The following is a 25,271-nucleotide window of genomic DNA, read 5'->3' on the forward strand; positions in this document are numbered from 1 at the left end:
TCAGCCCCTTACTGCTGCGACAGGCGGTCCAGGATCAGCGGGCCCAGGTCGGTCACGTCGCCCGCGCCCATGGTGAGAACGAGATCGCCGGGCTGGGCCATTCCCGCGATCACGGCCGGGATCTCCGCCTTGTCGTGCACCGCGGTGACCTGGGCGTCCGCGGCCCGCGCGGACTCGATGACCAGCTCGCTGGTGACCCCCGGAATCGGGTCCTCGCGGGCCGGGTAGATGTCCAGGACCACGGAGGCGTCGGCGAGCGCCAGGGCCTGGCCCATCTCCTTGCCCAGCTCCTGGGTGCGGGAGAACAGGTGCGGCTGGAAGACGACGAGGATCCGGGCGTCGCCGGCGGCGGCCCGCATCGCCTCCAGGTCCGCGGTCATCTCGGTGGGGTGGTGGGCGTAGGAGTCGATCACCTGCACCCCGGCGGCCTCGCCCTTGAGCTGGAGGCGCCGCTTGACCCCGGTGTAGGCGGCGATGGCGGGCGCCAGCTGTGCGGCCGGGATGCCGAGCGCGGCACCGGCGGCGAGCGCGGCGACGGCGTTGAGGGCGTAGTGCCGGCCGGGCACGGAGACCGCGAAGGTCAGCTCTTCGCCGTCGAACACCGCGGTGACCAGGCTTTTCAGGCCCTGCGGGACGATGGCAGTGACCCGCACATCGGCGTCCGCGGCCTCACCGTACGTCACCGTCCGCACCGATCCGGCCAGCCGCCGGGTCAGCTCGCGGGCGCCCTCGTGGTCGGCGGAGATCACCAGGGCGCCGCCGGGCACGATCTTCCCGGCGAAGGTCTCGAAGGACTCGTAGATCTCGTCCATCGACGCGTAGTTGGCGTGGTGGTCCAGCTCCACGTTGAGGACGATGGCGACCTCGGGCGCGTACTTGTGGAAGCTGCGGTCCGATTCGTCCGCCTCGGCGACGAAGATGTCGCCCTCGCCGTGCAGCGCGTTGGAGCCGGGCGCGTCCAGGTCGCCGCCGATGGCGTACGACGGCTTCAGGCCCAGCTCGCCGAGGGAGACGGCCAGCATCGAGGTGGTGGTCGTCTTGCCGTGCGTCCCGGCCACGGCGATCGGGCGCAGCCCCTCCATCAGCGCGGCCAGCGCGTCCGAGCGGTGCACCACCGGGATGCCCAGCTCGGCGGCGCGGGCCAGCTCCGGGTTGTCCGCGCGGATGGCGGACGAGACGACGACACAGCTGGCGTCGTCGGCGAGGTGCCCGGCCGCGTGCCCGAGGTGCACGGTGACCCCGAGCGCGCGCAGCGCCCGCGCGGTCGCCGAGTCCTTGGCGTCACTGCCGGCGACCTCGGCCCCGCGCTGGGCGAGGATCTTCGCGATCCCCGACATCCCGGCGCCGCCGATGCCGATGAAGTGCGGTCGGTCCATGGCGGCAGGAAGGCCGGGTGCCATGCGTTTCTCCCCAGAGACGGTACGAGCTTGAGCGGGGCCTAGCCTATGCGCTCGGCCCCTGACTTCGGCGAAGCCCCTACGCCTTGCTGTGCGAGAACAGCTTCAGCACCGGCACCCCCACCTTGTGCCGGGCCCGCGAGGCCCAGTCCCGGTGGAAGAACTCCTCCACGTAGTGCGGATCCGTGAGGACGATCACCTCGTCCGCGCCCACCTCCGCCACCATCGCCTTCAGCGCGTCCAGCGGATGGTCCTCGACCAGCCGCCCGTCCGCCGCGCTGCCGGAGGCCCGCAGGGCGGCGACGGAGACGTCCAGCGCCTGCCGGCCGACGCTGCGCGCGTCCTCCCCCTCCGGGGTCTCGTGCTCGCGCACCGCCTCGTCCAGCTCGCCGAGCGCGATGTCGTCGATGGCCCGCAGCAGGCGGTCCGCCTGGTCACCGCGCGGCTGGAGGAGCACATGGAAGGCGACCGGCTCGTCGCCGTGCAAGGTGGTGACGAACTCGACGTCCGCGGACGTCAGCGCCTTCTCGATCATCAGTACGCTCGTGAACACCAAACGCCTCTTCTCCTCCGTGGGCCACGGCAGCCCCCTGCGGAAACCATTTTTCCCCGCGCCTGCACGGGTACTGCGGGACTAAGTGTGCCCGCCGAAGGTCAAACGGAACGGAAGATTCCGCTGATTTCAGGGCCTGCGGTAGCAACCGAACAGAAATCCGTCCTCTTCCAGCAGGGACACCAGTTCGAACCGGCGCGGCACGGCGACCGAGGGCCCCCCGGCGATGCGCTGCGCGTCCCCCGCGGTGAGCGTCGGCGAGAGGGTCAGACACAGCTCGTCGAGCACCTCGGCGGCGATCAGCTGGCCGAGCAGCCGGGGCCCGCCCTCGGTGAGCAGCCGGTGGTGGCCGAGCCCGGCGAGGGCTCGTACCGCGCGCTCGGGGTCGACGCCCATGCCCTCACCGGCGACGACCACCCGCGCACCGGCCTTCTCGGCGGCGGCGACCCTCTCGGGCGCGGCCGCGGCGCCGGTCAGGACGAGCGTGGGCACCACGGGCGAGGTGAACAGCGGGAGCGAGAAATCCAGCTCCAGGCTCGCCGTGACGACCGCGATCGCCGGTGCGGGGCCCTGCCCGGCCGCCTCGCGCGCCGCGGCGAACTCCGCCCGTGCGCGGGCCGGCCGGTACCCCTCCTGCCGTACCGTTTCCGCACCGACGACCACGACATCCGCCAGCGCCCGCAGCGTGCCGAACACGCGCATGTCGGTGGCGCTGGAGATGGGCTGGGAGTGGCCGTCGTGCTGGGCGGCGCCGTCGAGCGAGGACACCATGTTGGCGCGCAGCCAGGGCCGCTTCGCCGGGTACGCGTAGGCGGCGGCCAGCTCGGCGAGGCTCCACTCGCAGTCGGCGCCCGCGGCGCGCCTTTTGCCCCCACCGGTTTCACCCCCGCCGGAAGCCCGGGCTGGTGTTTCGTCGGTCACAGGGAACAGGCGTCGCATGTCGTGCAGTGTGACACGGCGCTTAGCATGGGTAATCGTGTCGTCCTCCACCACCGCCCCCGGACCCAGCGCGCCGACCGAAGCGGGCCCCCTCTCCCTGTGCGAGCGCGAGCCGCACGTCCCCGCGGACCGGCTGGTCGCCGAGATGGTGCCGCCGCCGCGCTTCGACGCGGTCCGCTTCTCGACGTACATACCGGACCCGAACCAGCCCAGCCAGACCGAGGCCGTCAGGGTCCTGGAGGGCTTCGCGGCCGGGCTGGGCGGGGCGCACGCCTCCGGCGCGGGGCGGCGCGGCTTCCTCGGCTTCGGCCGGGCCAGGGCGCCGAAGGCCCCGGCGGGTCCCCGCGGCGTCTACCTCGACGGCGGCTACGGCGTCGGCAAGACCCATCTGCTCGCCTCCCTGTGGCACGCCACCCCCGCCGAGCCCTCCCGCAAGGCGTTCGGCACCTTCGTGGAGCTGACGAACCTGGTCGGCGCCCTCGGCTTCCAGCAGACCGTGCAGACCCTGTCCGGGCACCGGCTGCTGTGCATCGACGAGTTCGAGCTGGACGATCCGGGCGACACGGTGCTCGTCTCGACACTGCTCGGCAAGCTGGTCGAGGCCGGTGTCGCGCTCGCCGCCACCTCCAACACGCTGCCCGGCAAGCTGGGCGAGGGCCGGTTCGCCGCCGCCGACTTCCTGCGCGAGATCCAGGGCCTGTCCGCCCACTTCCGCGCCCTGCGCATCGACGGCGAGGACTACCGCCACCGGGGCCTGCCCGAGGCACCGGCGCCGTTCACCGACGAGCAGGTGACCAAGGCGGCGTACGCCACCGAGGGCGCCTCCCTGGACGACTTCCCGCATCTGCTGGACCATCTGGCCAAGGTGCACCCGAGCCGGTACGGCGCGCTGACCGACGGCCTGAAGGCGGTCTGCCTCACCGGCGTGCGCCCGGTGCCGGACCAGTCGACGGCGCTGCGCCTGGTGGTGCTCGCGGACCGGCTCTACGACCGCGAGGTCCCGGTCCTGGCGTCCGGGCTGCCGTTCGACAAGCTGTTCAGCGAGGAGATGCTGAACGGCGGGTACCGCAAGAAGTACTTCCGGGCGATATCCCGCCTCACGGCGCTCGCCCGCGACGCCAAGGGGCTCGTCCCGATCGGGTGAAATGCGGTCCACGGGCGGCTTTGCCGCGCTAATGTCTTTCTTGACCTGTCGTTGACCAATGGTTGGCTCGCACGAGAGGCATGGACCCCTATGCAGCCCCTCATCGACAATGCCCGTCACTTCGGGCACCGCCCTGAGGAGTTCGCCCGGCTCGCCGAGGGCCAGTCTCCGCAGGTCCTGTTCATCACCTGCTCCGACTCCCGCGTCGTCCCGGCCCTGATCACCGGCGCCCGACCCGGCCAGCTGTTCGAGCTGCGTACGGCGGGCAACATCGTCCCGCCGTACGCCTCCTCCCACCCCACCGGCGAGGCGGCCACCATCGAGTACGCGGTGGAGGTGCTCGGCGTCCGCGACGTCGTGGTCTGCGGCCACTCGCACTGCGGCGCGGTGGGCGCGCTGGTGCGGGGCGACGACCTCACCGCCGTACCGGCCGTGCGCGACTGGCTGGCGCATGCCGCGCCGCGCCCGTCCGGCACCCCCGAGGACCCGGAGGTCGCCGAGGCCGTGCAGTGCCATGTGCTGACGCAGTTGCTGCGGCTGCGCTCGTACCCGTGCGTGGAGCGGGGACTCACCGAGGGCCGGCTGGGGCTGCACGGCTGGTACTACGAGGTGCATACCGGCGCGGTGCGGGCCCACCGGGCGGAGACCGACACCTTCGAATCTCTCTGATTCCCCGGCGATCCCCCTGGCGATCCCCCTGGTTCAAAAAAGGCATATCGTTACATCGACAGCCGAATCTGACCTCTGTGTGAGGAGGTCGTCATGGTCCAGGAGCTGGTGGGGGCGATCGTCGCACTGCTCTGCGTCGCGCTGGTGTACACGGGGATGTCGGCCCGTGTGATCAAGCAGTACGAGCGCGGGGTGCTGTTCCGGCTCGGCCGGGTGGGCGGGGAGGCGCGGCCGCCGGGGTTCACGCTGATCATTCCCTTCGTGGACCGGCTGGCGAAGGTCAACATGCAGATCGTCACGCTGCCGATCCCCGCCCAGGAGGGCATCACCCGCGACAACGTGACCGTGCGGGTGGACGCGGTCGTCTACTTCCGGGTGGTCGACGCGACCAGCGCGCTGATCAAGGTCGAGGACTACAAGTTCGCCGTCTCGCAGATGGCGCAGACCTCGCTGCGGTCCATCATCGGCAAGAGCGACCTGGACGATCTGCTCTCCAACCGCGAGAAGCTCAACCAGGGCCTGGAGCTGATGATCGACAGCCCGGCCGTGGGCTGGGGCATCCAGGTGGACCGGGTCGAGATCAAGGACGTCTCGCTGCCCGACACGATGAAGCGGTCCATGGCCCGCCAGGCCGAGGCGGACCGGGAGCGCCGGGCCCGGATCATCAACGCCGACGCCGAACTCCAGGCGTCCAAGAAGCTCGCCGAGGCCGCCCAGCAGATGTCCGGCACCCCGGCCGCGCTCCAACTGCGGCTGCTGCAGACGGTGATGGCGGTGTCCGCCGAGAAGAACTCCACGCTGGTCCTGCCGATCCCGGTGGAGCTGCTGCACTTCCTGGAGCGGGGCAACCGGGGGGACACACCGGCCGCCGAGGCGCGCGCCGCCGACGCACCGGCCGCCGTCGGGTCGTCGCATCCGGACCCGGATCAGGGTGCCAAGGAGGTCACCCCCGAGGAAACCGCCGCGCCTCGGATCGCACCCCAGGAGACCGGCGCGGCCGCGATCACCCCTCAGGAAACCGCCGCCCCTGAGACCACCCCTCCGGAAAGCGCCTCCCCTCGGGAGACCATCCCGAACGGCGACCGGGCGCAAGTGCCGGATCTCAACGGCGCCCCGGGACCCGATCCCGAGATCGCCCGCCGCAGTCTCGCGCCGAACCCCGGCGGAGGCCCTCGCCCCGACTAGCCTGCCGGTATGCGCAAGAGCCCGGCGATCACGGCGGTCGTCCTTGCCGCCGTCACGGCCGTCGCGGGCTGCGGAGCCGGTACCGCCTCCCCGAGGGACGCGACGGCCACGTCCCCCGCCCGCCCCCTCACCGTGACGAGCACGGCGTACCGCGACGGCGGTACCGTCCCCCGCCGCTTCACCTGCGACGGCGCGGACGTCTCGCCCCCGCTCGCCCTCTCCGGGGTGCCCGCGGGCACGGGCTCCCTCGCCGTGACGGTGCGGGACCTCGACGCGCCGGGCGGTACGCTCATCCACTGGCTGGTCTGGGACATCGCCGCGGGCACCCGCCGGCTGTCCGCCGGGGCGCACCCGCCCGGCGCCGTCGAGGGCCGCAACAGCTTCGGCGAGACCGGCTACAGCGGCCCGTGCCCGCCGCACGGCGACCACCCGCACCGCTACGTCCTCACGGTCTACGCCACCGACCGCCGCCCGCCCCTCTCCCCCGCGGCCTCCCCCGGCGACCTCCGGCGCGCCCTGTCCGGTCACACCCTCGCCACCGGCACCCTGACCGGCCGCTACGGCCGCTGAGCGGGCCGCGTGCTGGCGTGCCGGGCGCCGGCCGACGCACCATCGAAGGGCGCCGAGCCGAAGGACGCCGAGCGAAGGGACGCCCGTGGCGAAACGAGATCTGCGGCACCTGCTGCGCCTGCCACCGGGCGAGCCCGTCGACCTGGCCGCCCACGATCCGGCGGCCACCCCCGGCGCCCCCGGCGGCAAACACGCCTCGCTCGCCGACGCCGAGCGCATGGGCAAGGAGCTGGCGGAACTCCAGGAGCGGCTGTGGGCGGCGGGCACCGCGGGCGACCGGCGCCGGGTGCTGCTGGTGCTCCAGGGAATGGACACCAGCGGCAAGGGCGGCACGGTCAAGCATGTGATCGGCCACCTCAACCCCTCGGGCTGCCGGATCCACGCCTTCAAGGCACCCACCGCCGAGGAGCTGCGGCACGACTTCCTGTGGCGGGTGCGCAAAGAGCTGCCGCGGCCCGGCGAGATCGGCATCTTCGACCGCTCGCACTACGAGGACGTCCTGGTCCCCCGCGTACGGCACCTCGTCCCGCCCGCCGTGACCGGCAGCCGCTACGGCCAGATCAACGACTTCGAGCGCACCCTCGCCGAGGACGGCGTGACCTTGATCAAGTGCTTCCTCCACCTGTCCTACGAGGAGCAACGGCGCCGGCTGCTGCGCCGCCTCGACCGGCCGGACAAGCGCTGGAAGTTCGCCCCCTCCGACATCGGCGAACGCGCCCTGTGGCCCGCCTACCAGGAGGCGTACGAGCTGGCCCTCGCCCACTGCGCCACCCCGCCCTGGTACGTGATCCCCGCCGACCGCAAGTGGTACCGGAACTGGGCCGTCGGCCGGCTGCTCCTCGAACACCTGCGGGAGCTGGACCCGAAGTACCCGCAGCCCCGCCTCGATCCGGCCGAGTGGCGTAAGCGGCTGCTGACGGAGACGTGAGCCGCCCCCGGCCGGGGGTACCCGGCGGGCATGCGCACCGTCACCGAGTCGTACTGGCTGGGCACCGCCCCCGGCCCCGCCCACCCCGCCCTCGCCGGGGACACCGAGGCCGACGCGGCCGTGATCGGCGCCGGGATGGCCGGCCTGAGCACCGCGTACGAGCTGGCCAGGGCGGGTCTGCGGGTCGTCGTCCTGGAGGCCGGACGGGTGGCGGGCGGGGTCACCGGCCACACCACGGCCAAGCTGACCGCTCAGCACACCCTGATCTACGACCGGCTGCGGCACACCCGCGGGCCCGAGGGGGCCCGGCTGTACGCCCGTTCGCAGTCGGAGGCGATCGAGCACGCGGCCGGCCTGGTGGCCGAGTTGGGCATCGAGTGCGAGTGGGAGACGCGGGACGCGTACACCTTCGTCCGGGACCCGGAGCGGGTGGACGAGGTGCGGGCGGAGGCGCGGGCCGCGCGCGAGGCGGGCCTGGACGCGTCGTTCACCACGGAGACCGGGCTGCCGTTCCCGGTGGCGGGCGCGGTGCGGGTGACCGGGCAGGCGCAGTACCACCCGGTGAAATACCTGCGGGCGCTCACCGAGGACCTGATCGCGCGCGGCGGCCGGGTGTACGAGGGGACACGGGTCGTCGGCCTGGACGAGGGCGGCGCCTCGGGCCCCTGCAAGCTGACCACCGAGACGGGCCACACCGTCACCGCGCGGGACGTCGTCGTCGCCACGCACTACCCGATCTTCGACCGCGCGCTGCTGTTCGCCCGGCTGCACCCGCGCCGCGAACTGGTCGTCGCGGGGCCACTGGGCGACGGCCCCGACCCGGAGGGCATGTACATCACCCCCGAGGAGAACACCCGTTCGGTACGGACCGCGCCGTACGACGGCGGGCGGCTGCTCGTGGTCACCGGGGAGCACTTCACGCCCGGCACCGGCGATCCGGGCGCCGGTTTCGAAGGGCTCGCCGGGTGGGCGGAGCGGCACTTCCCCGGCGTGCGCCTCGACCACGCCTGGGCCACCCAGGACAACGACGCCACCGACACCGTGCCGCTGGTCGGCCCGCTGCACCCGGCCGCCCGGCACACGTACGTGGCCACCGGCTTCGGCGGCTGGGGTCTGAGCGGCGGCATCATGGCCGGGCTGCTGCTGAGCGCACTGATCACCGGCCGGGACTGCCCCTGGCGGGAGCTGTACGACCCCCGGCGCCTGAAGTCGGTGGTGCGCGAGGCGCCCGCGCTGCTCAAGACGCAGGCGGAGGTGGCCCGGCACTTCATCGGCGACCGGCTGAAGCCCGCCGTCGACCTCGACGACCTGGAGCCGGGCGACGGCGCGCTGGTGCGGGCCGGTGAGCAGCGGCTCGCCGTGCACCGCGACGACGCGGGCGCGCTGCACGCCGTCTCGGCCCGCTGCACCCACCTGGGCTGCCTGGTCGCCTTCAACCGCGCCGAACGCGCCTGGGAGTGCCCCTGCCACGGCTCCCGCTTCGACGTCGACGGGCGGGTGCTCCAGGGCCCTGCGGTACGGCCGCTGGAGCAGCGGGACCTCGAGGACGCCCCGAGCGGCACACCGGAGGACGCCGAGCGCGACGTCGAGTGAGCGGCGGCCGCCGGGCGGGGTCGCGCCACCAGGGGCACCTGCGAGGCGACCGCCGCGCGGGTGACCGTACCGCCGTGCCGCGGAACATATCGCCATACAAACGGTCAATCAGTCCTACGTTCGTACGGTGATCCCACTAGCACGCTGTCTTTCCGCCGCCACCGCCGCCTGCGCCCTGGGCGCCGCCCTCGCCGCCTGCGGTACCGCGGGCCCCGCGGCCGGCACCCGCCCGGCCGCGGTGAAGTCCCCCGTCTCCGCCTCCCCGTCCGCCACCCGCCCGCCCGTGCTCACTCCGGGCCCCGGCGGCCTCACCCCGGTGTTCGAACACGGCCCGCGCGACAAGGGCAAGATCGTGGCGTTCACCTTCGACGCCGACATGACCGCCGACGAGGGGCCGCGCGCCGCCGCCGGCGAGCACTTCGACAACCCCGGTCTGATCGGCGCCCTGCACACGCTGAAGGTGCCCGCGACCATCTTCATGACCGGCCGGTGGGCCGAGCAGTACCCGGACGAGGCCCGCAGCCTCGGCGGCGACCCGCAGTTCGAGGTCGCCAACCACTCCTACAGCCATTACGCGTTCACCCCCAGCTGCTACGGCCTGCCGACCATCGACGCGGACCACGCGCGCGCGGACGTCGAGCGGGCGTACACCGCCTTCCGCAAGGCGGGCCTGCGCAACGCGCTGCCGTACTTCCGTTTCCCGGGCGGCTGTTACGACCAGCCGTCGCTGCGCGCGCTCAGCGGGCTCGGGGTGACCGCGATCCAGTGGGACGTGGTGAGCGGGGACGCGTTCGCGACGGACGCCGACGCGGTGGCCAAGCAGGTGCTGGACGGGGTGCGGCCCGGCTCGGTGGTCATCATGCACTGCACCCGCAGCGCCGCCCCGACCACCGAGCGGGTCGTCCGCACCGTCGTACCGGAGCTGCGCAAGCGCGGCTACACCTTCGTGAAGGTCTCCCAGATGATCGCCGCGAGCCAGGGCCACCGCTGACGCTCAGGGCGTCCTGCGGGCGGTGCACGCGCAGGCCACGGCGAAGGCCGCGCCCGCCAGCAGGGCCGCCCCGGCCAGCGGCAGCAGCGGCACCGGCACCCGCCCGGACTGCGAACCGGTGACCAGGCCGCTGACCGCGGCCTGCGCCGGGGAGCCGGCGAGCACCGTCGCCAGCAGCGCGCCCAGCAGCATCGCGGGCACCGCGCGCCCGGCGGAGCGCAGCAGCGGCCAGTGGGTGAGCGCGCCGACGGCCGCGCCGAGCAGGGCGCAGGCGTACACGGCGGCCAGCCCGGCGGCACCGGCGCTCAGCCGGTCCACCCTGATCTGGGCGCCGTTGCTCGCCGGATTGCTGATCACGGTGACGACGAGCGTCGCCGCCGTACCGAGGACGGCCGCCGCGAGCAGCGCCGTCAGCAGGCAGGCGAGGTGCGCCCGCGCGGGTCCGTGCGGCGCGGCCACGACGGCGCGGGCGGCGGCCGGTTCGCCGGTGACGCAGATTCGCACCAGCCAGGCGGACACCGGCAGCAGCCCGGCGGCCGTGTACCCGAGCGAGTCCAGCACCGGCTGGCCGCTTTGCACCCCGACGCCGAGGAACGCGGCGTACAGGATCACCGGAGCCAGCCACCGCTGCGAGCGCAGCAGCAGTTCGACGTGGTAACGCAGGAGGGCGCTCATGCCCGGCTCCCGGAATCGTGGGACGGCTCGGCACCGGGCGGCGACCCGGCGTCGGGGGGTGGCGTGACGCTGACGACGTGCCAGGGCGGGCGGGTCGCGAGCAGGGTGCGCAGCAGGACGTCGGAGTGGGAGGCGGGGACGGTCAGCCGGTGCCGGCCGGGGCCGGTCTCCTCGGCGGTGGCGACGAACCGTGCCGCGTCGGACGGCAGTGGTCCGGCGCCTTGTACGACGATGACGGCGAGCGCCCCGAGGCCCGGACCGCCGCCGCCCGTCCGGGCCCGGACCCCGCCGCCGGCCACGGTGTACGTCGCGTCCGGCGCCCCCGCCAGCCGTCGCGGGTCGTGGTCCACGAAGACGACGGCGCCGCCCGCGGCGGTCCGTTCGGCCACCGCCCGCTCCAGCTCGTCGCGCGCGTCCGCGTCGAGCCCGGTCCACGCCTCGTCCAGGACCAGCAGTTCGGGGTCGGCGAGCAGCGCCTGCGCGACGGCGATCTTCTGGCTGCTCCCCTTGGACAGCCGCGCCATCGGCGTCCCGGCGTACGCGGCCGCGCCGAACCGCTCCAGCCAGGTCCCGGCGGCGCGGGCGGCGGACGCGCGGGACAGTCCCTGGACGGTGCCGAGCCGGGTCAGGTACCCGGCGGCCGTGAACGGCAGCGCGGACGGGAAGCGCTCCGGCACATAGGCCGTGCGGGGGCGGCCGGTGATCCGGCCCTCGGTGGGCGCGTCGAGCCGGGCGAGCAGGCGCAGCAGGGTCGACTTCCCGGTGCCGTTCGCCCCCTCTATCCGGGTCAGGGTGCCGGGGGCGATCGTGAGGTCGACGCCTCGTAACACCCAGGGGCCGCGGACGCCGTAGCGGCGGCCCACGGCGGTCAGTCGCAGGTCACGGTGCATGGGCTCATTCTTCCCTGGGGCGCCCGATCCGGGACGCGCGTTGATCGGCGCCCGCCCGGCTTCGTAGGGTGGCCCCTCGTGAGCGATGTTCCGGTCCCCGCCGAAAACCCCCGTGACGAGGCCCCGCAGTACGTGCTGCCCCTCGTCGTCCGCATCGAGCGCGACGCGCCGCCCGCCCGTACCGACGCCCTGGAGACGTCCGCGCGGGCGGTCCTGACGCTGCTCGGCGACGAACGGGCCCGCGGCGACGGCGAGTGGGCGCAGGCCGTACGGAACTGGGAGGACGCCCGGATCCGCAAGGTGGTCCGGCGGGCCCGCGGCGCCGAGTGGCGGCGCGCCGGAACGCTGCCCGGCATCACGGTGACCGGCAGGTCCGCGGAGGTACGGGTCTTCCCGCCGATCCCGCTGGACGGCTGGCCCAAGGACCTGGCCAAGCTCCAGGTGTCCGGCACCGAACTGGACGACCCCGATCCGCCCTCGGACGCCGATCGCACCGCCCCCGTCCTCTGGCTCAACCCCCACCTCGCGATGTCCGCCGGCAAGACCATGGCCCAGACCGGCCACGGCGCCCAGCTCGCCTGGTGGGCCCTGCCCGACAGCGCCCGCACCGCCTGGCGGGCCGCCGGCTACCCCCTCTCCGTCCGCACGGCCACCCCCGCCGACTGGACCCGCCTCACCCACAGCGACCTGCCACTGGTCCGGGACGCCGGTTTCACGGAGATCGCCCCCGGCCTAACTCTTGCAGTGGAGGGCGGCGAGCACTTCGCACCGCTGGGACATTTGCGACAGCCGTGACCATCCATGCACGGCTGCCGCAGTACCGATGTGGGCGAACGTGCCGAGCGTGCAATGAAGCAGCACAACCGGGAGGAGCTTCTAGAGATCGCAGAACTCGGGAGCCGTGCGGCGGGAGCCCGTCCCCGACAGGGTCTTCCGGATCCCAGCCAGGGACGGGCGCTTGTGGAGCCGATCCCGGCTCTGCTTTGTCCGCGCTACCACCGTGCAGGAGACCCGCACAGCCGGTCGATCACCTCGCAGGTAATCGATGTCGCGGGCCCGCTCCGCCTGGGCCTTCCGGGACATCAGGCGGAGCGGGCGTCCACTCGTCCGCAGCTACCTGATACACCATCAGGAAAAGCGCCACGGTTGGCGCTGAGTCTGAACATGATCAGTCCAATTTTGTCGAGTGCCCCGCGACGAACCGGAATGGATCATGACGCGACGTCGCGCGTTAGGTGAACGCATCGGCGACCTGCGAACTGCGGCCGGCCACAGCCAGGAGTCCTTCGCCGAGGCCACCGGCATCTCCCGGCGCACCCTTCAGCGCATCGAGGCGGGTGAGGGCGACCCTCGCTACAGCGATCTGCTTCGCATCGCCACAGCCCTCGACAAGGACATGGTGACGCTGATGCAGACCAGCACCTCGTAGTCGAGCCTCAGCTCCAGGCGGCGATCGCACGCCCGGCGAGCCAAGGGGCCATAGCGCCGTGGGCACGCTTCTCCCGACGGGGATCGGATTGCACGCTGCCCCTCGTTGCAAATATGGACGGGCCTCACGGTCGATGACCGTAAGGCCCGTACCAGGTACGCCCGTTGCCGCAAGGGGTACCGTTCTGAGTGTCGAGTTCAGAACGGAGTCCAGTATGCCCCCGCACTCTGAAGAACACACGGGCACACGCATCGCGCACGCGCGTAAAGCCCGTCGCCTGACCCAGCGCGAACTGGCTGAGCTTTCCCACGTGTCCTACAGCACGATCACCAAGGTCGAGCAGGGCGTCATGCCGCCCAGCCCCTCGGTGGTCGGCGCGCTGGCACGCGCCCTGTCCGTGCCGGTGTCCGACCTCAACGGGCAACCGTACGTTGACGAACTGCGGCAGGACCAGCTCGATGGCCTCATCAACCCGATCCGTGAGGCACTGAACATCTACGACCTCGGGCCCGATCCGGACGTCCATCCGCGCACGCTGGAAGCTCTGGAGGAGCACGCCGAACAGCTGTGCGCGCAGGTCCGCGCCACGAACATCAAGCAGGTCGCGACGGAACTGCCAGGGCTGATTCACGAGGCAACGACGGCAGCACACATCAGCAGCAGCACGCGCAGCTGGCAGTTGCTGGCCAGCGCCTACCGGACCGCGTACGACGTCACGACCAAGCTCGGCTTCCCCGACCTGTGCACGGTCGCCCTGGACCGCATGGACTGGGCGGCGCAGCGCGCTTCCGACCCCGTACTGGGCGGCATGCGTCAGTACCTGCGCGCCCTGGCTTACCTGCGAGCCAGCGACTACAAGACAGGCAAACGGCTGGTCCGCCTCGGCATGGCCACCTTGGAACAGGCCGAGCCTGGGCGCGTCTTGGATGTCGTCACCGGTCAGCTACACCTGGGCGCCGCCGTACTCGCCGGCCGGGACAAGGACACTGCCACCGCCGAGGGACACCTCGGCGAGGCGGCCCGCATCGCGAAGCGCACCGGGCCGGCGGAGAAGGTTCACTGGCTGTCCTTCGGGCCTACGAACGTAGGCGCACATCGAGTAAGCGTGCTTGCGGAGTTGGACCTGTACCCGGAGGCCGTACGCCAGGCAGAGGACATGGTGATTGCGGATGGTTGGCCGCCGTCCCGGCTCGCCCACCACCACGCGGAGGTCGCACGAGCCCAAATGTGGACGGGCCAGACTGACGCGGCCTTCAAGAGCCTGCTCAAGGCGCGCAAGCTGGCTCCGCAGCAGACCCGCTATCACCCGACGGTCCGCGAGACATACGCCGGGCTGGATGCGGCGAGGCGTCGAATGCCTGACTCATTCAGCAACTATGGCTCCTGGCTTGGCATGTGACGTTCCGTAAACTGTTGGCCCTAACTATCAGTGAGGTCTGATAGTTAGGGCCTTTTCGTGTCGGCATCCTGCTCTTAGGAAAACCCCCGCGACCGCGTCCACGGTCCGGGGGCATGGCCAACGCTCGAACCCGAGAGGGAGCGTCGACATGACAAACGCTACCGCCCAGACCTCCGTGAACGCACGGGGTGGCCGGATGACGATGCGCGTCTACACCGTGGACCGCTCCGGCACGATCACCCAGGACCGCGGCACCGTCACCGTGGCCGTCGATGGCAAGCAGCCGCCGCTGCCCCAGTCCGACTCCTACCCGGCGTGCCAGTGCCCGCTCTGCCGCCTCGGACGGCCGGTGACCCGGTGAGCGCCCCCGTGAAGCAGACCACCGGTACCGAGCCCGTGGACATCGCGACGATGCGGCAGACCGTGTCCGTGACGCTCGGGCCCGACGGGGAGACGGAGGGGGCGCCGCTGGTGCCCGAGGACGTCGACATCCTCATCGGCCGACTGCGCGGCCACCTGGAGATGCTCATCCCCGAGGTGGGGAAGAAGCTCGCCCAGCTGCCGAAGGAGAGCAGCCGCCGGTACTGCGCGAGCGCGTGTGTCGGCGAGGCCCGCGGCAAGCTCGCGGCACGGTCGGCGCCCCGCCCCGACGGCGAGGTGGAGTACGCCCGCCGCCTGGCACGCGTCCTGCGGGCCCTCCTCGACCACTACGAGGGCAACGCCGCGCCGTGAAGGTGACCGTCGGCCTGCTCGTCTACGTGGCCGCGGTGACTGCCCCTGCCCTCGCCCTGGTGCTCACGAGGGCCTCGCACTGACGCACCCCCATGGCGGCCGTCTCGGGTCAGGGCCGCACCCCACCAGCCCCGCCGCCGGAAGGCAGCGGCTCGCCTTCCACCACGAGCGCGGCGGGCCGCCGCCCCGCCCGGAGTCCCAGAAGACCCTGGGCGGGGTGCGCGCCACGAAGGAGAACGGAACGATGGAACCCGCACAGCCACAGCCGCCGGAGCCGGACCTCGACCCGGCCGAGGAGAAAGCCTGGATCAATCGGCTCATCCTGCTTCACGAGAGGCCGTTACCCGGTGAGATGAGCGAACAGCAGCATGCCGGGGAGCAGTGCATGTGGTGTTCGGCCGGCGACCCGACCGAATTGCGGCCTCTGAACGGCATGCTGCCCGTGTGGCAGCCGCGCGCCTGCCCGCCGTGCATCGAGGCGCGGGGCGTGAAGGTGAAGACGTTCGCTGTATGGGCCGAGCACGTCGCGGACTGCACCGCCTGCCAGCTCGGTGGTCACTGCCCCGCTGCGATGCCGCTCGCTGAGGCTCACGCCGCAGCGGTCGACACGGCGACCGGCAGCAAGCTCGTCAACCTCATCTGCTGCAAGGCGCAGGAAGACGTTTCCGCCCCCACTGTCGCCCCTGTGACCTGGATCGGCTCCGACTGGCGTACCACAGCTACGTGCACGTCCCGAAGTGCCGTGCCCGGCGCAGGTCGAAGGGCGTCTTGCGAGTCGTGCCGGCGTACGAGGTGCCCACCGACGGTGCGACGGCGGACGAGGAAGACCACCGCTGATGGCCGGCGAGGGCAACGAGTTACCGGTGCCGATGCCGTTCATGTTCACCTGTGACGGTTGCTGGCAGCTGCTGGTCCTCCTGGCCAGGAAGGTCGCGGCGGACGCCGGCTGCTTCGCCGAGCAGATCAACGTCGCGCGGCACATCGCCACGGAGCACCCGGACGAAGTACCCGAGCCGCACGGCGACGACTGCCCCCTCTGCCCCAAGTACGCCAAGCTGCCCGAGCCCGCGGACAGGTGGGCCGAGCACCGGGCCCGCGACCTGTTCCTCCCCGAAGGCGTCGCGCGGCTGTTGTAAGCGCACTGCGCGCCAGCAGCAGCGATCCGCCTGACGAACGGCCGGACACCACCTGGCCCGGACCACCGGGCAGACACGACTCCCGGCGCGGGGAGCCCACCTTCCCGTTCCCCCGCGGCAAGTACCTTCCCGCGCCGGGCCCCCGCACCAACGCCGCCCTGGGCGATGGTGCGGTAACCAGCACGATCGGGCTCGGCACCCGCCGCGCCATCAACGACAGGAGAAACACGTGACAACAGCGCTTGACCGCGAAGCGTTTCCGCTCACCCCGCCCGGAGGCAGGACCCCCTACAGCAAGGAGGCACCGTCTGGACCCGACACCCGGCCGTGGGCGCTGCGAGGTGCCCGTACCCCGGACTCCACCGCGGCCATCCCCGTCCCGGCGCACGAGTACGACCAGGGACGGCAGGTCAGCATCTCCTACGACGGCGGCCTGCTGACCTGCATGGCCAACACCCACAATCCGACGGTGCCGGACGGGTCGGTCAAGAACCCGCCGCCGCTGGACGAGGGGCCGAAGGACTGATGCCCGCGCCCGTTCTGATCGTCGCAGCTCGCGACGACTGGCCCACGGACCGGGTCGTCATCGAGCTGGAGAGCCGCAGCGTGGAGGTGTTCCGCATGGACACCTCCGACTTCCCGCAGCGACTCGCCCTGGCCGGCCGGATCGACCAGGGTCAGGCGTGGACGGGCGAACTCGCCACCGAGTACCGGACGGTGGAGCTGTCCCAGGTCGGCGCGGTGTACTACCGCGCCCCTGGGGCGTTCCAATTCCCCAGGGGAATGTCCGGCCCGGAAGAGAGATTCGCCGCCGCCCAGGCCCGTGCCGGCCTCGGCGGTGTCCTGTCCGCGCTGGACTGCCGGTGGGTGAACCATCCCACGGCGATGGCGCGCGCCGAATACAAGCCCGTGCAGCTCGCTGCCGCCCACGCGTGCGGGTTGCGGATTCCTGCCACGCTGATCACCAACCGGCCGGCCGACGTGCAGAAGTTCGCCGCCCAGATCGGCGGCCCGGTGGTGTGCAAGCCCGTGTCCTCGCCCGTGCTCATCGAGGAGGGCCGCCTCAAGTCCGTCTACACCCGGCGGCTGACCGAAGCCGACCTGATCGATCTGCGCGGTGTCAGCGTGACCGCGCACCTGTTCCAGGCGTGGGTGGATAAGGCGTATGAGGTGCGGCTGACCGTAGTCGGCAAGCAGCTGTTCGCCGCGGCCATCCACGCGGAAAGCGACGCCGCGCACGAGGACTGGCGCAGCGACTACGGCTCACTCACCTACACCACCAGCGCGGTTCCCGATGCGGTGGCGAAGGGGATGCTCGCCCTGATGGACCGGCTGCAACTGCGTTATGGTGCTGCCGACTTCGTCGTGGGTCCCGATGGGCGGTGGACGTTCCTGGAGGTCAACCCGTGCGGGCAGTGGGACTGGATCCAGGGTGCGACCGGCCTGCCGATCGCCGAGGCGATCGCCGACGAGTTGCAAGGAGTCAGCTGATGGACTGGAAGCCGTATGCGGCCGCTCTCGCGGCCCAGGTCACGTATCCGGGCTCGGACTGGTGGGGGCCGGTCAGCGCTACGCCCCGGCACCTTCTGGTGGAGCGGTGGTTCACGCCCGGCGGGGGCGGCTGGCAGGTGGCCGACGGTCCCGCCGACGAGGAGGCATGGGCCGGTGCTGCCTACTCGGACACCACGCTCGTCACGCAGATCGGGCCTGTGCACGCCGACCACGCCGTTCCCAGGCAGACGGTGATCGGGCTGCCGACCTCGTCATCGACACTGCCGAGCCTGGTCGTGTCGATGCTGGAGCACGGACGTCTTGCGCCGGGCCTGCGCCTGCTGGACGTGGCCACCGGTTCCGGGTACAGCGCCGCTCTGGCCTGCCACCGGCTCGGCGACGAGATGGTGACGACACTGGACGTCGATGCGTATCTGTCCGAGGCTGCGGCCGAACGGCTGGAGCGTATCGGCCACCGCCCGCACGTCGTCACCGCGGATGCCACCGCCGGCCTGCCCGGTGTCTTCGACCGGATCGTGTCCATGGTGTCCGTGCCCCGGATTCCCGCCTCGTGGCTGCGCAGCCTGGCTCCGCAGGGGCGCCTGGTGACGACGATCGCGGGCACCGGGCTGATCGTCACGGCCGACAAGACTCCCGACGGCGGCGCGATCGGACAGGTCGAGTGGGACCGGGCCTCGTTCATGGCCACCCGGACGGGCGCCGACTACCCGCCCCAGCTCGATGAGCTGTTCACCGCCAGCGCGGAAGAGGAAGGAGAGGTGACCCTCTCACCGTTCCCGGTGCTGGACGTGATGCAGGCGTGGGAAGTGTGGTCGATGCTGTCCCTGATGGCGCCGGGAATCGAGCACCGCACCGGCACCGATGACCACGGGGGCCGCCTGACGTGGATGCTCCACCCGGACGGGTCATGGGCCCGCGCCCGCACCGCGCCGGGCGAGAACACCGCAACCGTCCACCAGGGCGGCCCGCGCCGCCTCTACGACCTGCTGGACGAAATCCGCCAGCGGTGGCTGGAGCACGGCGAACTCCCCGTCTACGGGGCGCAGGTCACCATCAGCCCCGACGGCGAGACGACGCTGTCGCGGGGCGGCTGGGCGGCCACGCTGTGACCAGCGCGGGTAGCTGGGCGCGCGGCTGCACGGCACACTGAAGACGGCCGACGAGGGAGGGACTGATGGACGACGAACCCCTGGAGCAATGGGCAGAACGCCGAGAGCGGCGCCGCCCGGCGCGCGGGGAGCGGCGGGCCACTCCCCTCGGCGACCGGCCCGAGCAGGGCACGCATGTAGGCCCGGACACGCCGCGCGTCATCCAGGAGTGGAACGGATGGCAGTGGACACCCGCCGGTGTCACCGAGGGCCAGACCGCTGCGGCTGCCGAGACCGGGAAGGACGCGAACGCCCGCGCCGAGCGCGTTCCGCTGCCGGTCTTCAGCAAGCTGCCACCCATGCCCGAGCCCTGGCGACCCACACAGCCCTTCTACCGCCCTGGCACGCCAGAACAGTAGATCCGCAAGCCGGCCCTGCTCGCTTGTCACCCCGAGACGAACGAGCGGGGTCCTCCGCGTTGTTCATCCAGACACGCCGAGAAGCCCCCGCCGCGTTCCCGCGGCGGGGGGCTCGGTGCTCAGTACTGGCGGCGTTGAGGGCCGGGCCCGGCCTGGGGCGTGGTGCTGTCGCTGTCGGTCGGCTGGGGTTCCCTCCGGCAGACCAGCGCGTCCGGGTCGGAGGCGGAGGTCTGGAGGCTGTAGCCGTCGGGGCAAGTCTGCCCGTCCTGACCGTCCTTGCCGTCCTGACCAGAAGGTCCAGGCGGCCCGGATGGTCCCGGCGGACCCGATGGCCCGGCCGGACCGCTGGGGCTGGCCGCCCCCGGCGCCCCGGTTGCGGGCATGTACCACCTGCGCGAGCGAGCCGAAGCAGGAGGGGACGACTCGCTCGGCTACCGCGACTGGGGCCTCACGGCGACCTGGAGCACATGGCCGGCGTCGACCTGGACGACCCGGCGCTGTGGGAGTCCACCAACCCCGCCTGGGGGACCCGCGGCGGAAGGTCGGCAGCACGCCACGCACTTTGCATGGCTGCCTATTACACCTCATCGAACACGGACGGTTCCTCCGCCTCGGGCGTCCCGCCGACCGGGCCGGGCCAGGTCCGCTCCCCGAACGGTTCCTGAGGGTTCCAGTTCCTCTGGAAGTTGCGCTCCTGGAGTTCGCGGATCTCGTCGGCACGAGCGGCACGCAAGCCTGACTCGATGACGAAGTGCCGCGCCCAGTCGTAGTCGTCCGCAGTCAGCGCCTGTGCAGACGGAGTGTCGAGGAAGCGCTGTGTACCGTTGGCGTAGCCCGTCACCCGCGGGGCCAGGACCCTGAACCTGGCCAGGCTTGGGTAGTCGATGCCGAGAGCGATGGCCCGCATTGCACGCTGTGTGACGGCGGCGAACTCGCTAAGCTTTTTCAGCCTCTTGTTGGCGCTGGCGTGTCGACCGTCGATGCGCGGCTCGTCCATGATGTACGGCAACTCACCGAACTTGAACGGTGACTCCCCCGTAATGGGGCGGTCACTTCGTGAGTAGTGATCCAAGAGGGCGTCGAAGGCGAGCATGAGCCCGGCCATGGCCATGGGGTAGTCGCCTATGTCGGCGTGTGTCTGAGCCTCGCGGAGTAGTCGGGCCGTCTCGGGCTGGGTCAGAAGATCGACCATGTCGATGGAGTCGAAGTCGACCCCGAAGACCTTCGGCGTGACCGTGGTGAAGAAATCATCCAGGGTCTGGCGGGCCTGCTCGATCTGGTGCTCGGAGGGGAATGTGCCGTTGTGCTTGAGCGCCACGCGAGCGTCGTTGAGGCGCTTCATGGAGTCCCTCTTCGGCAACTCGAACTTCGGCTTGATCAGCGCCCAGTACGCGATGAACTCCGGCGCCTTGTTCACGTCGATGTTCAGGTGTTGGACGACGGTGCCGAGGTAGTTCTCGACGGCGTCGTGGAAGGACGTGATGGCTCGCGACCGCAGCGGAGGGGGCTGGCGGCTCTGCTCGATGCCCTCGCGGTAGAGGAAGCGGACATACGCAAGGCGCTGCACGACGTCCGCGCTCAGAGTGGATGCCATTGAAACTCCCGATGCCTGGGCTGGTGCTGTGATTCTCAGGGCTGGTCAGCAACCGGCGCATCCGGCTTCTGCCGAGCCAAGCCGCGCGCGTCGACCTACATCGCCGGTCCCTGGTTACCCCACCGCCACGGCAGTCGTCGCGGGGCCGGGTTGAGCACGGCTTGCACTGCGCGCCCGAAGTTCTCCGCCGCAGTCTCAACTTCGCGAGTACTGCCCGTCCCCTGGTATCGGAAGACGCTGGCCATGAGTCCGTCAGTGGCTTCCCGTATCCCTGCGTTGGAGTGACGCAGAAGTGGAGCGGCAGCATGGGCGACCGCTGCGAGTTTCGGGACGATGGAGGCCGTAGCGGTCTTCACCTGGGCGCGCTCCTGGGCGAGGATCCAGGCGGCTCCTCCCGCCCCGGCGGCCGCCTTGTGCCAATTCGGTTCCTTGGCGAACGCGGCCACGCCGAGGGCGGCCATAGTCGCCAACATGCCCGCGCGGGCTGTCTCCATGGGGTTGCTCCACAGGGAGCGGTTGGCGTCTACGGCGGCGCGTAGATCCGCTACCGCATGCACCATCGCGTCGAACTGCGCTCCGAGTGCGCCTTGCTCTGCCTTGGCGTCGGCGCGGGCGGTGGTACGGGCAGTCAGCCATGAGCCGAGCGCGACGGCGCCGAGCGTGGCAGCAAGGTTGACGAGACTGTTGACATCAAGGTTCACCGGCCCAGCTTGGCGATGACGCGCCCGAGTAGGCGCGGCTGTTGCCGAGCCGTGACGGCCCAGGCGCTGTGTGGAGACCTTGTGGGCGGGCTGGGGTCCTCCCCCTCCCGAGCGCACGGGTTCACGCAGCCGGTGTACGGCCGCCCGGTACGCCGACCCCGTTCGACCCGGCGCCAGCGGATGCCGGTCAGCGCGGCAGGACGCCGAGGGCCATCAGCAGCGCCATCACGAAGGTGCCGACGATGAGGACGAAGCCGATCTCAGAAGTGTTCATAGGACTCATTTGCCCAAATCGATCAGATTCTTGCACCCTATCCGAAAGCCAATGAACACGAATCGGAAATTCCAGTCCTCTTCGAATTCCGAGCCGCGAAGCGTCGCGTAGCGCCATAACGTCGGCGGCGGCGGGCCCCAACGGCATCGCCCTTCCCTGCAACCCCGGAAGGGAGGTGAGAGCTATGCCGAGGTGGAATGAACCGCCGGACTGGGGCTTCCTGTGCTTCACAGTGGGCCTGCTCCAGCTGTACGTACAGCTGGCCAGCGCAGGTCACGCCTAGTCCGACGGTAGTCGCTGTGGGGCTGCGGGCCGACCCGGTTCGCAGCCCCGTCTCACGTTGTGCCTACCCCACCCTAACGAACCCATAGATGCGCTCGATGTGACACGAGATTAGCGCCAAAGTAGTACGCGCGCACACTACTCGACTTAACTAATTCGTCGTCAATCGAGTGTACGACTGTTCACTTAAATGCCCTCGAATTCCTTCGCTTCGTCAAGCGATCGGCTGACACGGAGCGGTCCACCACTCTGCGGCAATCTGACTCCAGCCGTGATCGGTGCTCGCGTCCTCGTCAGCGGCGGCCTCGATGACGAAGCCGTGGCCTTCGAGGGCGCGCACCGCCGCTTCCCTGGGCAGCACCGGCACGTCACTGCTGATGGCAATCAGGTGGCGACCGGGGTCGTCGGGGTGCGTGGTGGTGAGGACATCGGGATCGCCCCGGATTCGTGCACGGTGGTGGCGGACCATCCGGCGCTGCGGTGACGTGGGGACCACGAACGAGCCGCCGAAGCCGGTCGGCACGCCGCTTTGGATCCCCGCCTTCCGGCGGTTCGTGGCGGCGAATCTCATCTCGGCGAGCGGGTCCGCGATGGCGCCGCTCGCGCTGGCCTACTCGGTCATCGAGGGCGGCGGAGGGGCGGGGTCGCTCGGGCTCGTGCTCGCCGTGAACACGGCGCCCACCATCCTGTTCCTGCTCATGGGCGGCCTGTTCGCCGACCGTCTGTCGCGCAGCCGGATCCTGTTCCTGGGCAATATCGTCGCGGCGGCCGCGCAGGGTGCGCTGGCCGTCACCGTGGCCACGGGACAGGCGACGACGGTGTCCATCGCGGTGTGCGGCTTCGTGTCGGGAACAGCGGCGTCGTTCATCGTCCCGGCGACGCAGGGTGCCGTGGCACAGATCGTGCCCGAGGAGCACGTGCAGCAGGCCAACGTGTTGCTCAGGCTCCCCGGCAACACGGTCAGGGTGCTCGCGCCGGTCGTCGGCGGCTTCATCGTCGCCCTCAGCGGCGCGGCATGGGCCCTGGCCTGGGACTCGTCGACCTTCGCCGCCGCGGCCGTGCTGCTGCTCGGACTGCGCCTGGCGGCCCCGCCCACCACCGCGCGCGGCGTCCTGGCCGACCTGCGGGCGGGGTGGACCGGCTTCTGGTCCCGTACCTGGCTGTGGACGTACACGGCCGCCGGTACGCTCCTCGTCGCCGCGTGGCTGGCGGGCTTCGAACTGCTCGGCCCCCTGGTCGCCGCCCGCCGGTACGCCGGGGCACGCGACTGGGGCCTGGTCCAGGCGGCCCTCTCCTGCGGCCTGCTGGCCGGGACCCTGGTCTGCCTGCGGTGGAAGCCGTATCGGCTGCTCGCGGTCGCGGTCGCCGCGGGCGGCGGGCTCGCGCTCCCGCCGGCGGCCATGGCCTGGAGCATGCCGCTGCCGCTCGTCGTGGGGGCAGCCTTCCTGGCGGGCGTCGCGCTCGATGTCGCGGTCGTCGCCTGGAACACCGCGTTCCAGCAGCATGTGCCGACGGCGGAGCAGGGCCGGATGAGCGCGTTCAACGGCGTCGGGGAACGGCTCGCCATCCCGCTCGGCTATCTCCTCACCGCGCTCGCGACCCGTGTGTGGAGCAGCCAGGGGGTGCTCCTGGCGTGCGCCGCGCTGATCGCCACCGCGACCCTGCTCAACCTCTGCGTCCCGGACCTGTACCGCGTCAACCGGATCGGCCGGGACGTGCGGTCGGCCTGAACCTCAAATGTTGCTCTGAAGGCGGCCCGCGCAGGGTTCGGGGCCGGGTGGCCGGGTCATGTACGACGCGTGCGCCGGGGGGCGGAGAGGGGGACGGTCGTGGGGAGACTGGGGACGGGGATCGGCTGGCGGCCGGAGATCGCGGAGGCCGTGGAGCGGATGACCGGGATCGACTGGGTGGAGGTCGTCGCGGAGAACGTCTGTCCGGGCCATCTCCCCGAGTCGCTGGTGCGGTTGCGGGAGCGCGGGGTGACCGTGGTGCCGCACGGGGTCTCCCTCGGGCTCGGCGGCGCGCAGCGGCCCGACGCCGGCCGGCTCGCGGCGCTCGCCGAGCGTGTGACGGCGCTCGGGTCGCCGCTGGTCACCGAGCACATCGCGTTCGTCCGGGCGGGCGGCGCGCTCACCGCCTCGCCGCATCTGGAGGCCGGCCATCTGCTGCCCGTGCCGCGGACCCGCGACGCGCTCGACGTGCTCTGCGCGAACGTGCGCATCGCCCAGGACGCGCTGCCGGTGCCGCTCGCCGTGGAGAACATCGCCGCGCTGTTCTCCTGGCCCGGAGAGGAGCTGACCGAGGGGCAGTTCCTGTACGAGCTGGTGGAGCGCACCGGCGTGCGGCTGCTCGTCGACGTGGCCAACCTGCACACCAACCACGTCAACCGCGGCGAGGACCCGGCCGAGGCGCTGGCCGGGCTGCCGCTGGAGGCGATCGCGTATGTCCATGTCGCGGGCGGCGTCGAGCGCGACGGCGTATGGCACGACAGCCACGCGCACCCGGTGCCGGACGCGGTGCTCGGCATCCTGGCCGACCTCGCCTCCCGTGCCGCCCCGCCCGGCGTGCTGCTGGAACGCGACGAGGACTTCCCCGAACCAGCCGAGCTGGAGCGGGAGTTGGCGGATATCCGGAAGGTGGTGGAGGGCGGGCGACAGGTTACCGAGGGGGTCGAGCGGTCCGTTCCGGCCGTGCGGACGGACCGCGCGGACGACGCGGACACCGGAGACGACGCGGATGCCCCGGGTGACACGGACGCCGAGGACGCCCGGCAGCGGCTCGGGGTCGCCCAGGCCGCCGTGCTGTCCTCGCTGGTGTCCGGGGCGCCCGTGCCCGAGGGGTTCGACCGGGTACGCCTCGGCGTGCAGGCGCGGGCGCTCGCGGCGAAGCGGGCGGACGTGGTGGCGAAGGTGGCGCCGGAACTGCCGGTGCTGCTGGGGGTGTCGTACCGGGAGGCCTTCCTGGAGTACGCGCGGGAGCGGCCGATGCGCGGGGGGTACCGGTGGGACGCGCTGGACTTCGCCGCGTTCCTGCTGGACGGGAAGCGGCCGGGGCTCCCCCGGCGGGAGCTGCGCCAGTGGTGGCTGGACCGGTCGGGCCCGGCACCGAGGGGACGGGTGGCACGCACGGCGCGGAGGCTGTTGCGGGGGCGGTCCTGAGGCGGCCGGAAGG

General features: G+C 71.8%; 27 protein-coding genes. 19 read left to right on the top strand and 8 right to left on the bottom strand.

Annotated features, from left to right (window positions below):
- Nucleotides 1-8: 8 nt before the first annotated feature.
- The 3 genes from murC to ACE4Q9_RS07335 all read right to left on the bottom strand — a co-directional run bounded on the left by murC (nucleotide 9) and on the right by ACE4Q9_RS07335 (nucleotide 2,889).
- Nucleotides 9-1,400, bottom strand: coding sequence for a UDP-N-acetylmuramate--L-alanine ligase (gene murC / locus ACE4Q9_RS07325; RefSeq protein ID WP_397983409.1), 1,392 nt, complete (start codon nucleotides 1,398-1,400; stop codon nucleotides 9-11).
- 76 nt (nucleotides 1,401-1,476) lie between these two features.
- Nucleotides 1,477-1,950 (bottom strand): indole-3-glycerol phosphate synthase, encoded by a 474-nt coding sequence (locus ACE4Q9_RS07330; protein ID WP_397983410.1) that lies wholly within the window; start codon nucleotides 1,948-1,950, stop codon nucleotides 1,477-1,479.
- A 129-nt stretch (nucleotides 1,951-2,079) separates the two neighbouring features.
- Complete coding sequence (locus tag ACE4Q9_RS07335; RefSeq protein ID WP_397983411.1) at nucleotides 2,080-2,889, bottom strand: pyrimidine reductase family protein; 810 nt, start codon at nucleotides 2,887-2,889, stop codon at nucleotides 2,080-2,082.
- 37 nt (nucleotides 2,890-2,926) lie between these two features.
- Here ACE4Q9_RS07335 and zapE point away from each other — a divergent pair, with 37 nt between their 5' ends.
- From zapE to ACE4Q9_RS07370, 7 genes are all read left to right on the top strand, one after another.
- The gene (gene zapE / locus ACE4Q9_RS07340; protein WP_397983412.1) at nucleotides 2,927-4,033 is read left to right on the top strand and encodes a cell division protein ZapE; all 1,107 of its coding nucleotides are present in this window, start codon (nucleotides 2,927-2,929) and stop codon (nucleotides 4,031-4,033) included.
- A gap of 90 nt (nucleotides 4,034-4,123) precedes the next feature.
- Nucleotides 4,124-4,702 carry a carbonic anhydrase gene (locus ACE4Q9_RS07345; protein ID WP_397983413.1) on the top strand — a complete coding sequence of 193 codons (579 nt, stop codon included), beginning with the start codon at nucleotides 4,124-4,126 and terminating at the stop codon, nucleotides 4,700-4,702.
- A 93-nt stretch (nucleotides 4,703-4,795) separates the two neighbouring features.
- The gene (locus ACE4Q9_RS07350; protein ID WP_397983414.1) at nucleotides 4,796-5,887 is read left to right on the top strand and encodes an SPFH domain-containing protein; all 1,092 of its coding nucleotides are present in this window, start codon (nucleotides 4,796-4,798) and stop codon (nucleotides 5,885-5,887) included.
- A gap of 9 nt (nucleotides 5,888-5,896) precedes the next feature.
- The gene (locus ACE4Q9_RS07355; protein ID WP_397983415.1) at nucleotides 5,897-6,457 is read left to right on the top strand and encodes a YbhB/YbcL family Raf kinase inhibitor-like protein; all 561 of its coding nucleotides are present in this window, start codon (nucleotides 5,897-5,899) and stop codon (nucleotides 6,455-6,457) included.
- An 85-nt stretch (nucleotides 6,458-6,542) separates the two neighbouring features.
- A complete protein-coding gene (locus ACE4Q9_RS07360; RefSeq protein ID WP_397983416.1) occupies nucleotides 6,543-7,385 on the top strand; it encodes a PPK2 family polyphosphate kinase in 843 nt (280 codons plus the stop codon).
- Between the two features lie 30 nt (nucleotides 7,386-7,415).
- Nucleotides 7,416-8,978 carry an FAD-dependent oxidoreductase gene (locus ACE4Q9_RS07365; RefSeq protein WP_397983417.1) on the top strand — a complete coding sequence of 521 codons (1,563 nt, stop codon included), beginning with the start codon at nucleotides 7,416-7,418 and terminating at the stop codon, nucleotides 8,976-8,978.
- Nucleotides 8,979-9,105: 127 nt separating this feature from the next.
- Nucleotides 9,106-9,969, top strand: a complete 864-nt coding sequence (locus tag ACE4Q9_RS07370; RefSeq protein WP_397983418.1) for a polysaccharide deacetylase family protein — start codon at nucleotides 9,106-9,108, stop codon at nucleotides 9,967-9,969.
- A gap of 3 nt (nucleotides 9,970-9,972) precedes the next feature.
- Here the strand turns inward: ACE4Q9_RS07370 and ACE4Q9_RS07375 are convergent, their stop codons facing one another.
- Nucleotides 9,973-10,644 carry an ABC transporter gene (locus ACE4Q9_RS07375; protein ID WP_397983419.1) on the bottom strand — a complete coding sequence of 224 codons (672 nt, stop codon included), beginning with the start codon at nucleotides 10,642-10,644 and terminating at the stop codon, nucleotides 9,973-9,975.
- Complete coding sequence (locus tag ACE4Q9_RS07380) at nucleotides 10,641-11,534, bottom strand: ATP-binding cassette domain-containing protein (protein WP_397983420.1); 894 nt, start codon at nucleotides 11,532-11,534, stop codon at nucleotides 10,641-10,643. Before ACE4Q9_RS07380 ends, ACE4Q9_RS07375 begins: the two co-directional genes overlap by 4 nt.
- 78 nt (nucleotides 11,535-11,612) lie before the next feature.
- Here ACE4Q9_RS07380 and ACE4Q9_RS07385 point away from each other — a divergent pair, with 78 nt between their 5' ends.
- The 10 genes from ACE4Q9_RS07385 to ACE4Q9_RS07430 all read left to right on the top strand — a co-directional run bounded on the left by ACE4Q9_RS07385 (nucleotide 11,613) and on the right by ACE4Q9_RS07430 (nucleotide 19,249).
- A complete protein-coding gene (locus tag ACE4Q9_RS07385) occupies nucleotides 11,613-12,329 on the top strand; it encodes a peptidyl-tRNA hydrolase (protein WP_397983421.1) in 717 nt (238 codons plus the stop codon).
- 391 nt (nucleotides 12,330-12,720) lie between these two features.
- Nucleotides 12,721-12,963 (top strand): helix-turn-helix domain-containing protein, encoded by a 243-nt coding sequence (locus ACE4Q9_RS07390; protein ID WP_397983422.1) that lies wholly within the window; start codon nucleotides 12,721-12,723, stop codon nucleotides 12,961-12,963.
- Between the two features lie 214 nt (nucleotides 12,964-13,177).
- Entirely contained in the window at nucleotides 13,178-14,362 is a 1,185-nt protein-coding gene (locus ACE4Q9_RS07395) for a helix-turn-helix domain-containing protein (protein WP_397983423.1), read from the top strand.
- 148 nt (nucleotides 14,363-14,510) lie between these two features.
- Nucleotides 14,511-14,723, top strand: a complete 213-nt coding sequence (locus tag ACE4Q9_RS07400; RefSeq protein WP_397983424.1) for a hypothetical protein — start codon at nucleotides 14,511-14,513, stop codon at nucleotides 14,721-14,723.
- Nucleotides 14,724-14,731: 8 nt separating this feature from the next.
- Nucleotides 14,732-15,094: a DUF6415 family natural product biosynthesis protein gene (locus ACE4Q9_RS07405; RefSeq protein WP_397983425.1), complete on the top strand. Its 363-nt coding sequence runs from the start codon at nucleotides 14,732-14,734 to the stop codon at nucleotides 15,092-15,094.
- A gap of 836 nt (nucleotides 15,095-15,930) precedes the next feature.
- Nucleotides 15,931-16,230, top strand: a complete 300-nt coding sequence (locus tag ACE4Q9_RS07410; protein ID WP_397983426.1) for a hypothetical protein — start codon at nucleotides 15,931-15,933, stop codon at nucleotides 16,228-16,230.
- Between the two features lie 229 nt (nucleotides 16,231-16,459).
- Nucleotides 16,460-16,756: a putative ATP-grasp-modified RiPP gene (gene tgmA, locus ACE4Q9_RS07415; RefSeq protein WP_397983427.1), complete on the top strand. Its 297-nt coding sequence runs from the start codon at nucleotides 16,460-16,462 to the stop codon at nucleotides 16,754-16,756.
- On the top strand, nucleotides 16,756-17,721 hold the full coding sequence (gene tgmB / locus ACE4Q9_RS07420; RefSeq protein ID WP_397983428.1) for an ATP-grasp ribosomal peptide maturase: 966 nt from the start codon (nucleotides 16,756-16,758) through the stop codon (nucleotides 17,719-17,721). Before tgmA ends, tgmB begins: the two co-directional genes overlap by 1 nt.
- The gene (locus tag ACE4Q9_RS07425; RefSeq protein WP_397983429.1) at nucleotides 17,721-18,851 is read left to right on the top strand and encodes a protein-L-isoaspartate(D-aspartate) O-methyltransferase; all 1,131 of its coding nucleotides are present in this window, start codon (nucleotides 17,721-17,723) and stop codon (nucleotides 18,849-18,851) included. Before tgmB ends, ACE4Q9_RS07425 begins: the two co-directional genes overlap by 1 nt.
- 65 nt (nucleotides 18,852-18,916) lie before the next feature.
- Complete coding sequence (locus ACE4Q9_RS07430; RefSeq protein ID WP_397983430.1) at nucleotides 18,917-19,249, top strand: DUF6087 family protein; 333 nt, start codon at nucleotides 18,917-18,919, stop codon at nucleotides 19,247-19,249.
- 577 nt (nucleotides 19,250-19,826) lie between these two features.
- Here the strand turns inward: ACE4Q9_RS07430 and ACE4Q9_RS07435 are convergent.
- The 3 genes from ACE4Q9_RS07435 to ACE4Q9_RS07445 all read right to left on the bottom strand — a co-directional run bounded on the left by ACE4Q9_RS07435 (nucleotide 19,827) and on the right by ACE4Q9_RS07445 (nucleotide 22,671).
- Nucleotides 19,827-20,843 (bottom strand): hypothetical protein, encoded by a 1,017-nt coding sequence (locus tag ACE4Q9_RS07435; RefSeq protein WP_397983431.1) that lies wholly within the window; start codon nucleotides 20,841-20,843, stop codon nucleotides 19,827-19,829.
- Nucleotides 20,844-20,938: 95 nt separating this feature from the next.
- Nucleotides 20,939-21,544, bottom strand: coding sequence for a hypothetical protein (locus ACE4Q9_RS07440; protein WP_397983432.1), 606 nt, complete (start codon nucleotides 21,542-21,544; stop codon nucleotides 20,939-20,941).
- A 770-nt stretch (nucleotides 21,545-22,314) separates the two neighbouring features.
- A complete protein-coding gene (locus ACE4Q9_RS07445; RefSeq protein ID WP_397983433.1) occupies nucleotides 22,315-22,671 on the bottom strand; it encodes a hypothetical protein in 357 nt (118 codons plus the stop codon).
- On the opposite strand from ACE4Q9_RS07445, the gene ACE4Q9_RS07450 reads away from it, so the two are divergent.
- Nucleotides 22,655-23,830, top strand: coding sequence for an MFS transporter (locus tag ACE4Q9_RS07450; protein ID WP_397983434.1), 1,176 nt, complete (start codon nucleotides 22,655-22,657; stop codon nucleotides 23,828-23,830). The genes ACE4Q9_RS07445 and ACE4Q9_RS07450 overlap by 17 nt on opposite strands.
- Nucleotides 23,831-23,929: 99 nt before the next feature.
- Nucleotides 23,930-25,258, top strand: a complete 1,329-nt coding sequence (locus ACE4Q9_RS07455) for a DUF692 domain-containing protein (protein ID WP_397983435.1) — start codon at nucleotides 23,930-23,932, stop codon at nucleotides 25,256-25,258.
- Nucleotides 25,259-25,271 lie beyond the last annotated feature (13 nt).

Source organism: Streptomyces sp. AM6-12 (assembly GCF_044327085.1).
Lineage (GTDB): Bacteria > Actinomycetota > Actinomycetes > Streptomycetales > Streptomycetaceae > Streptomyces.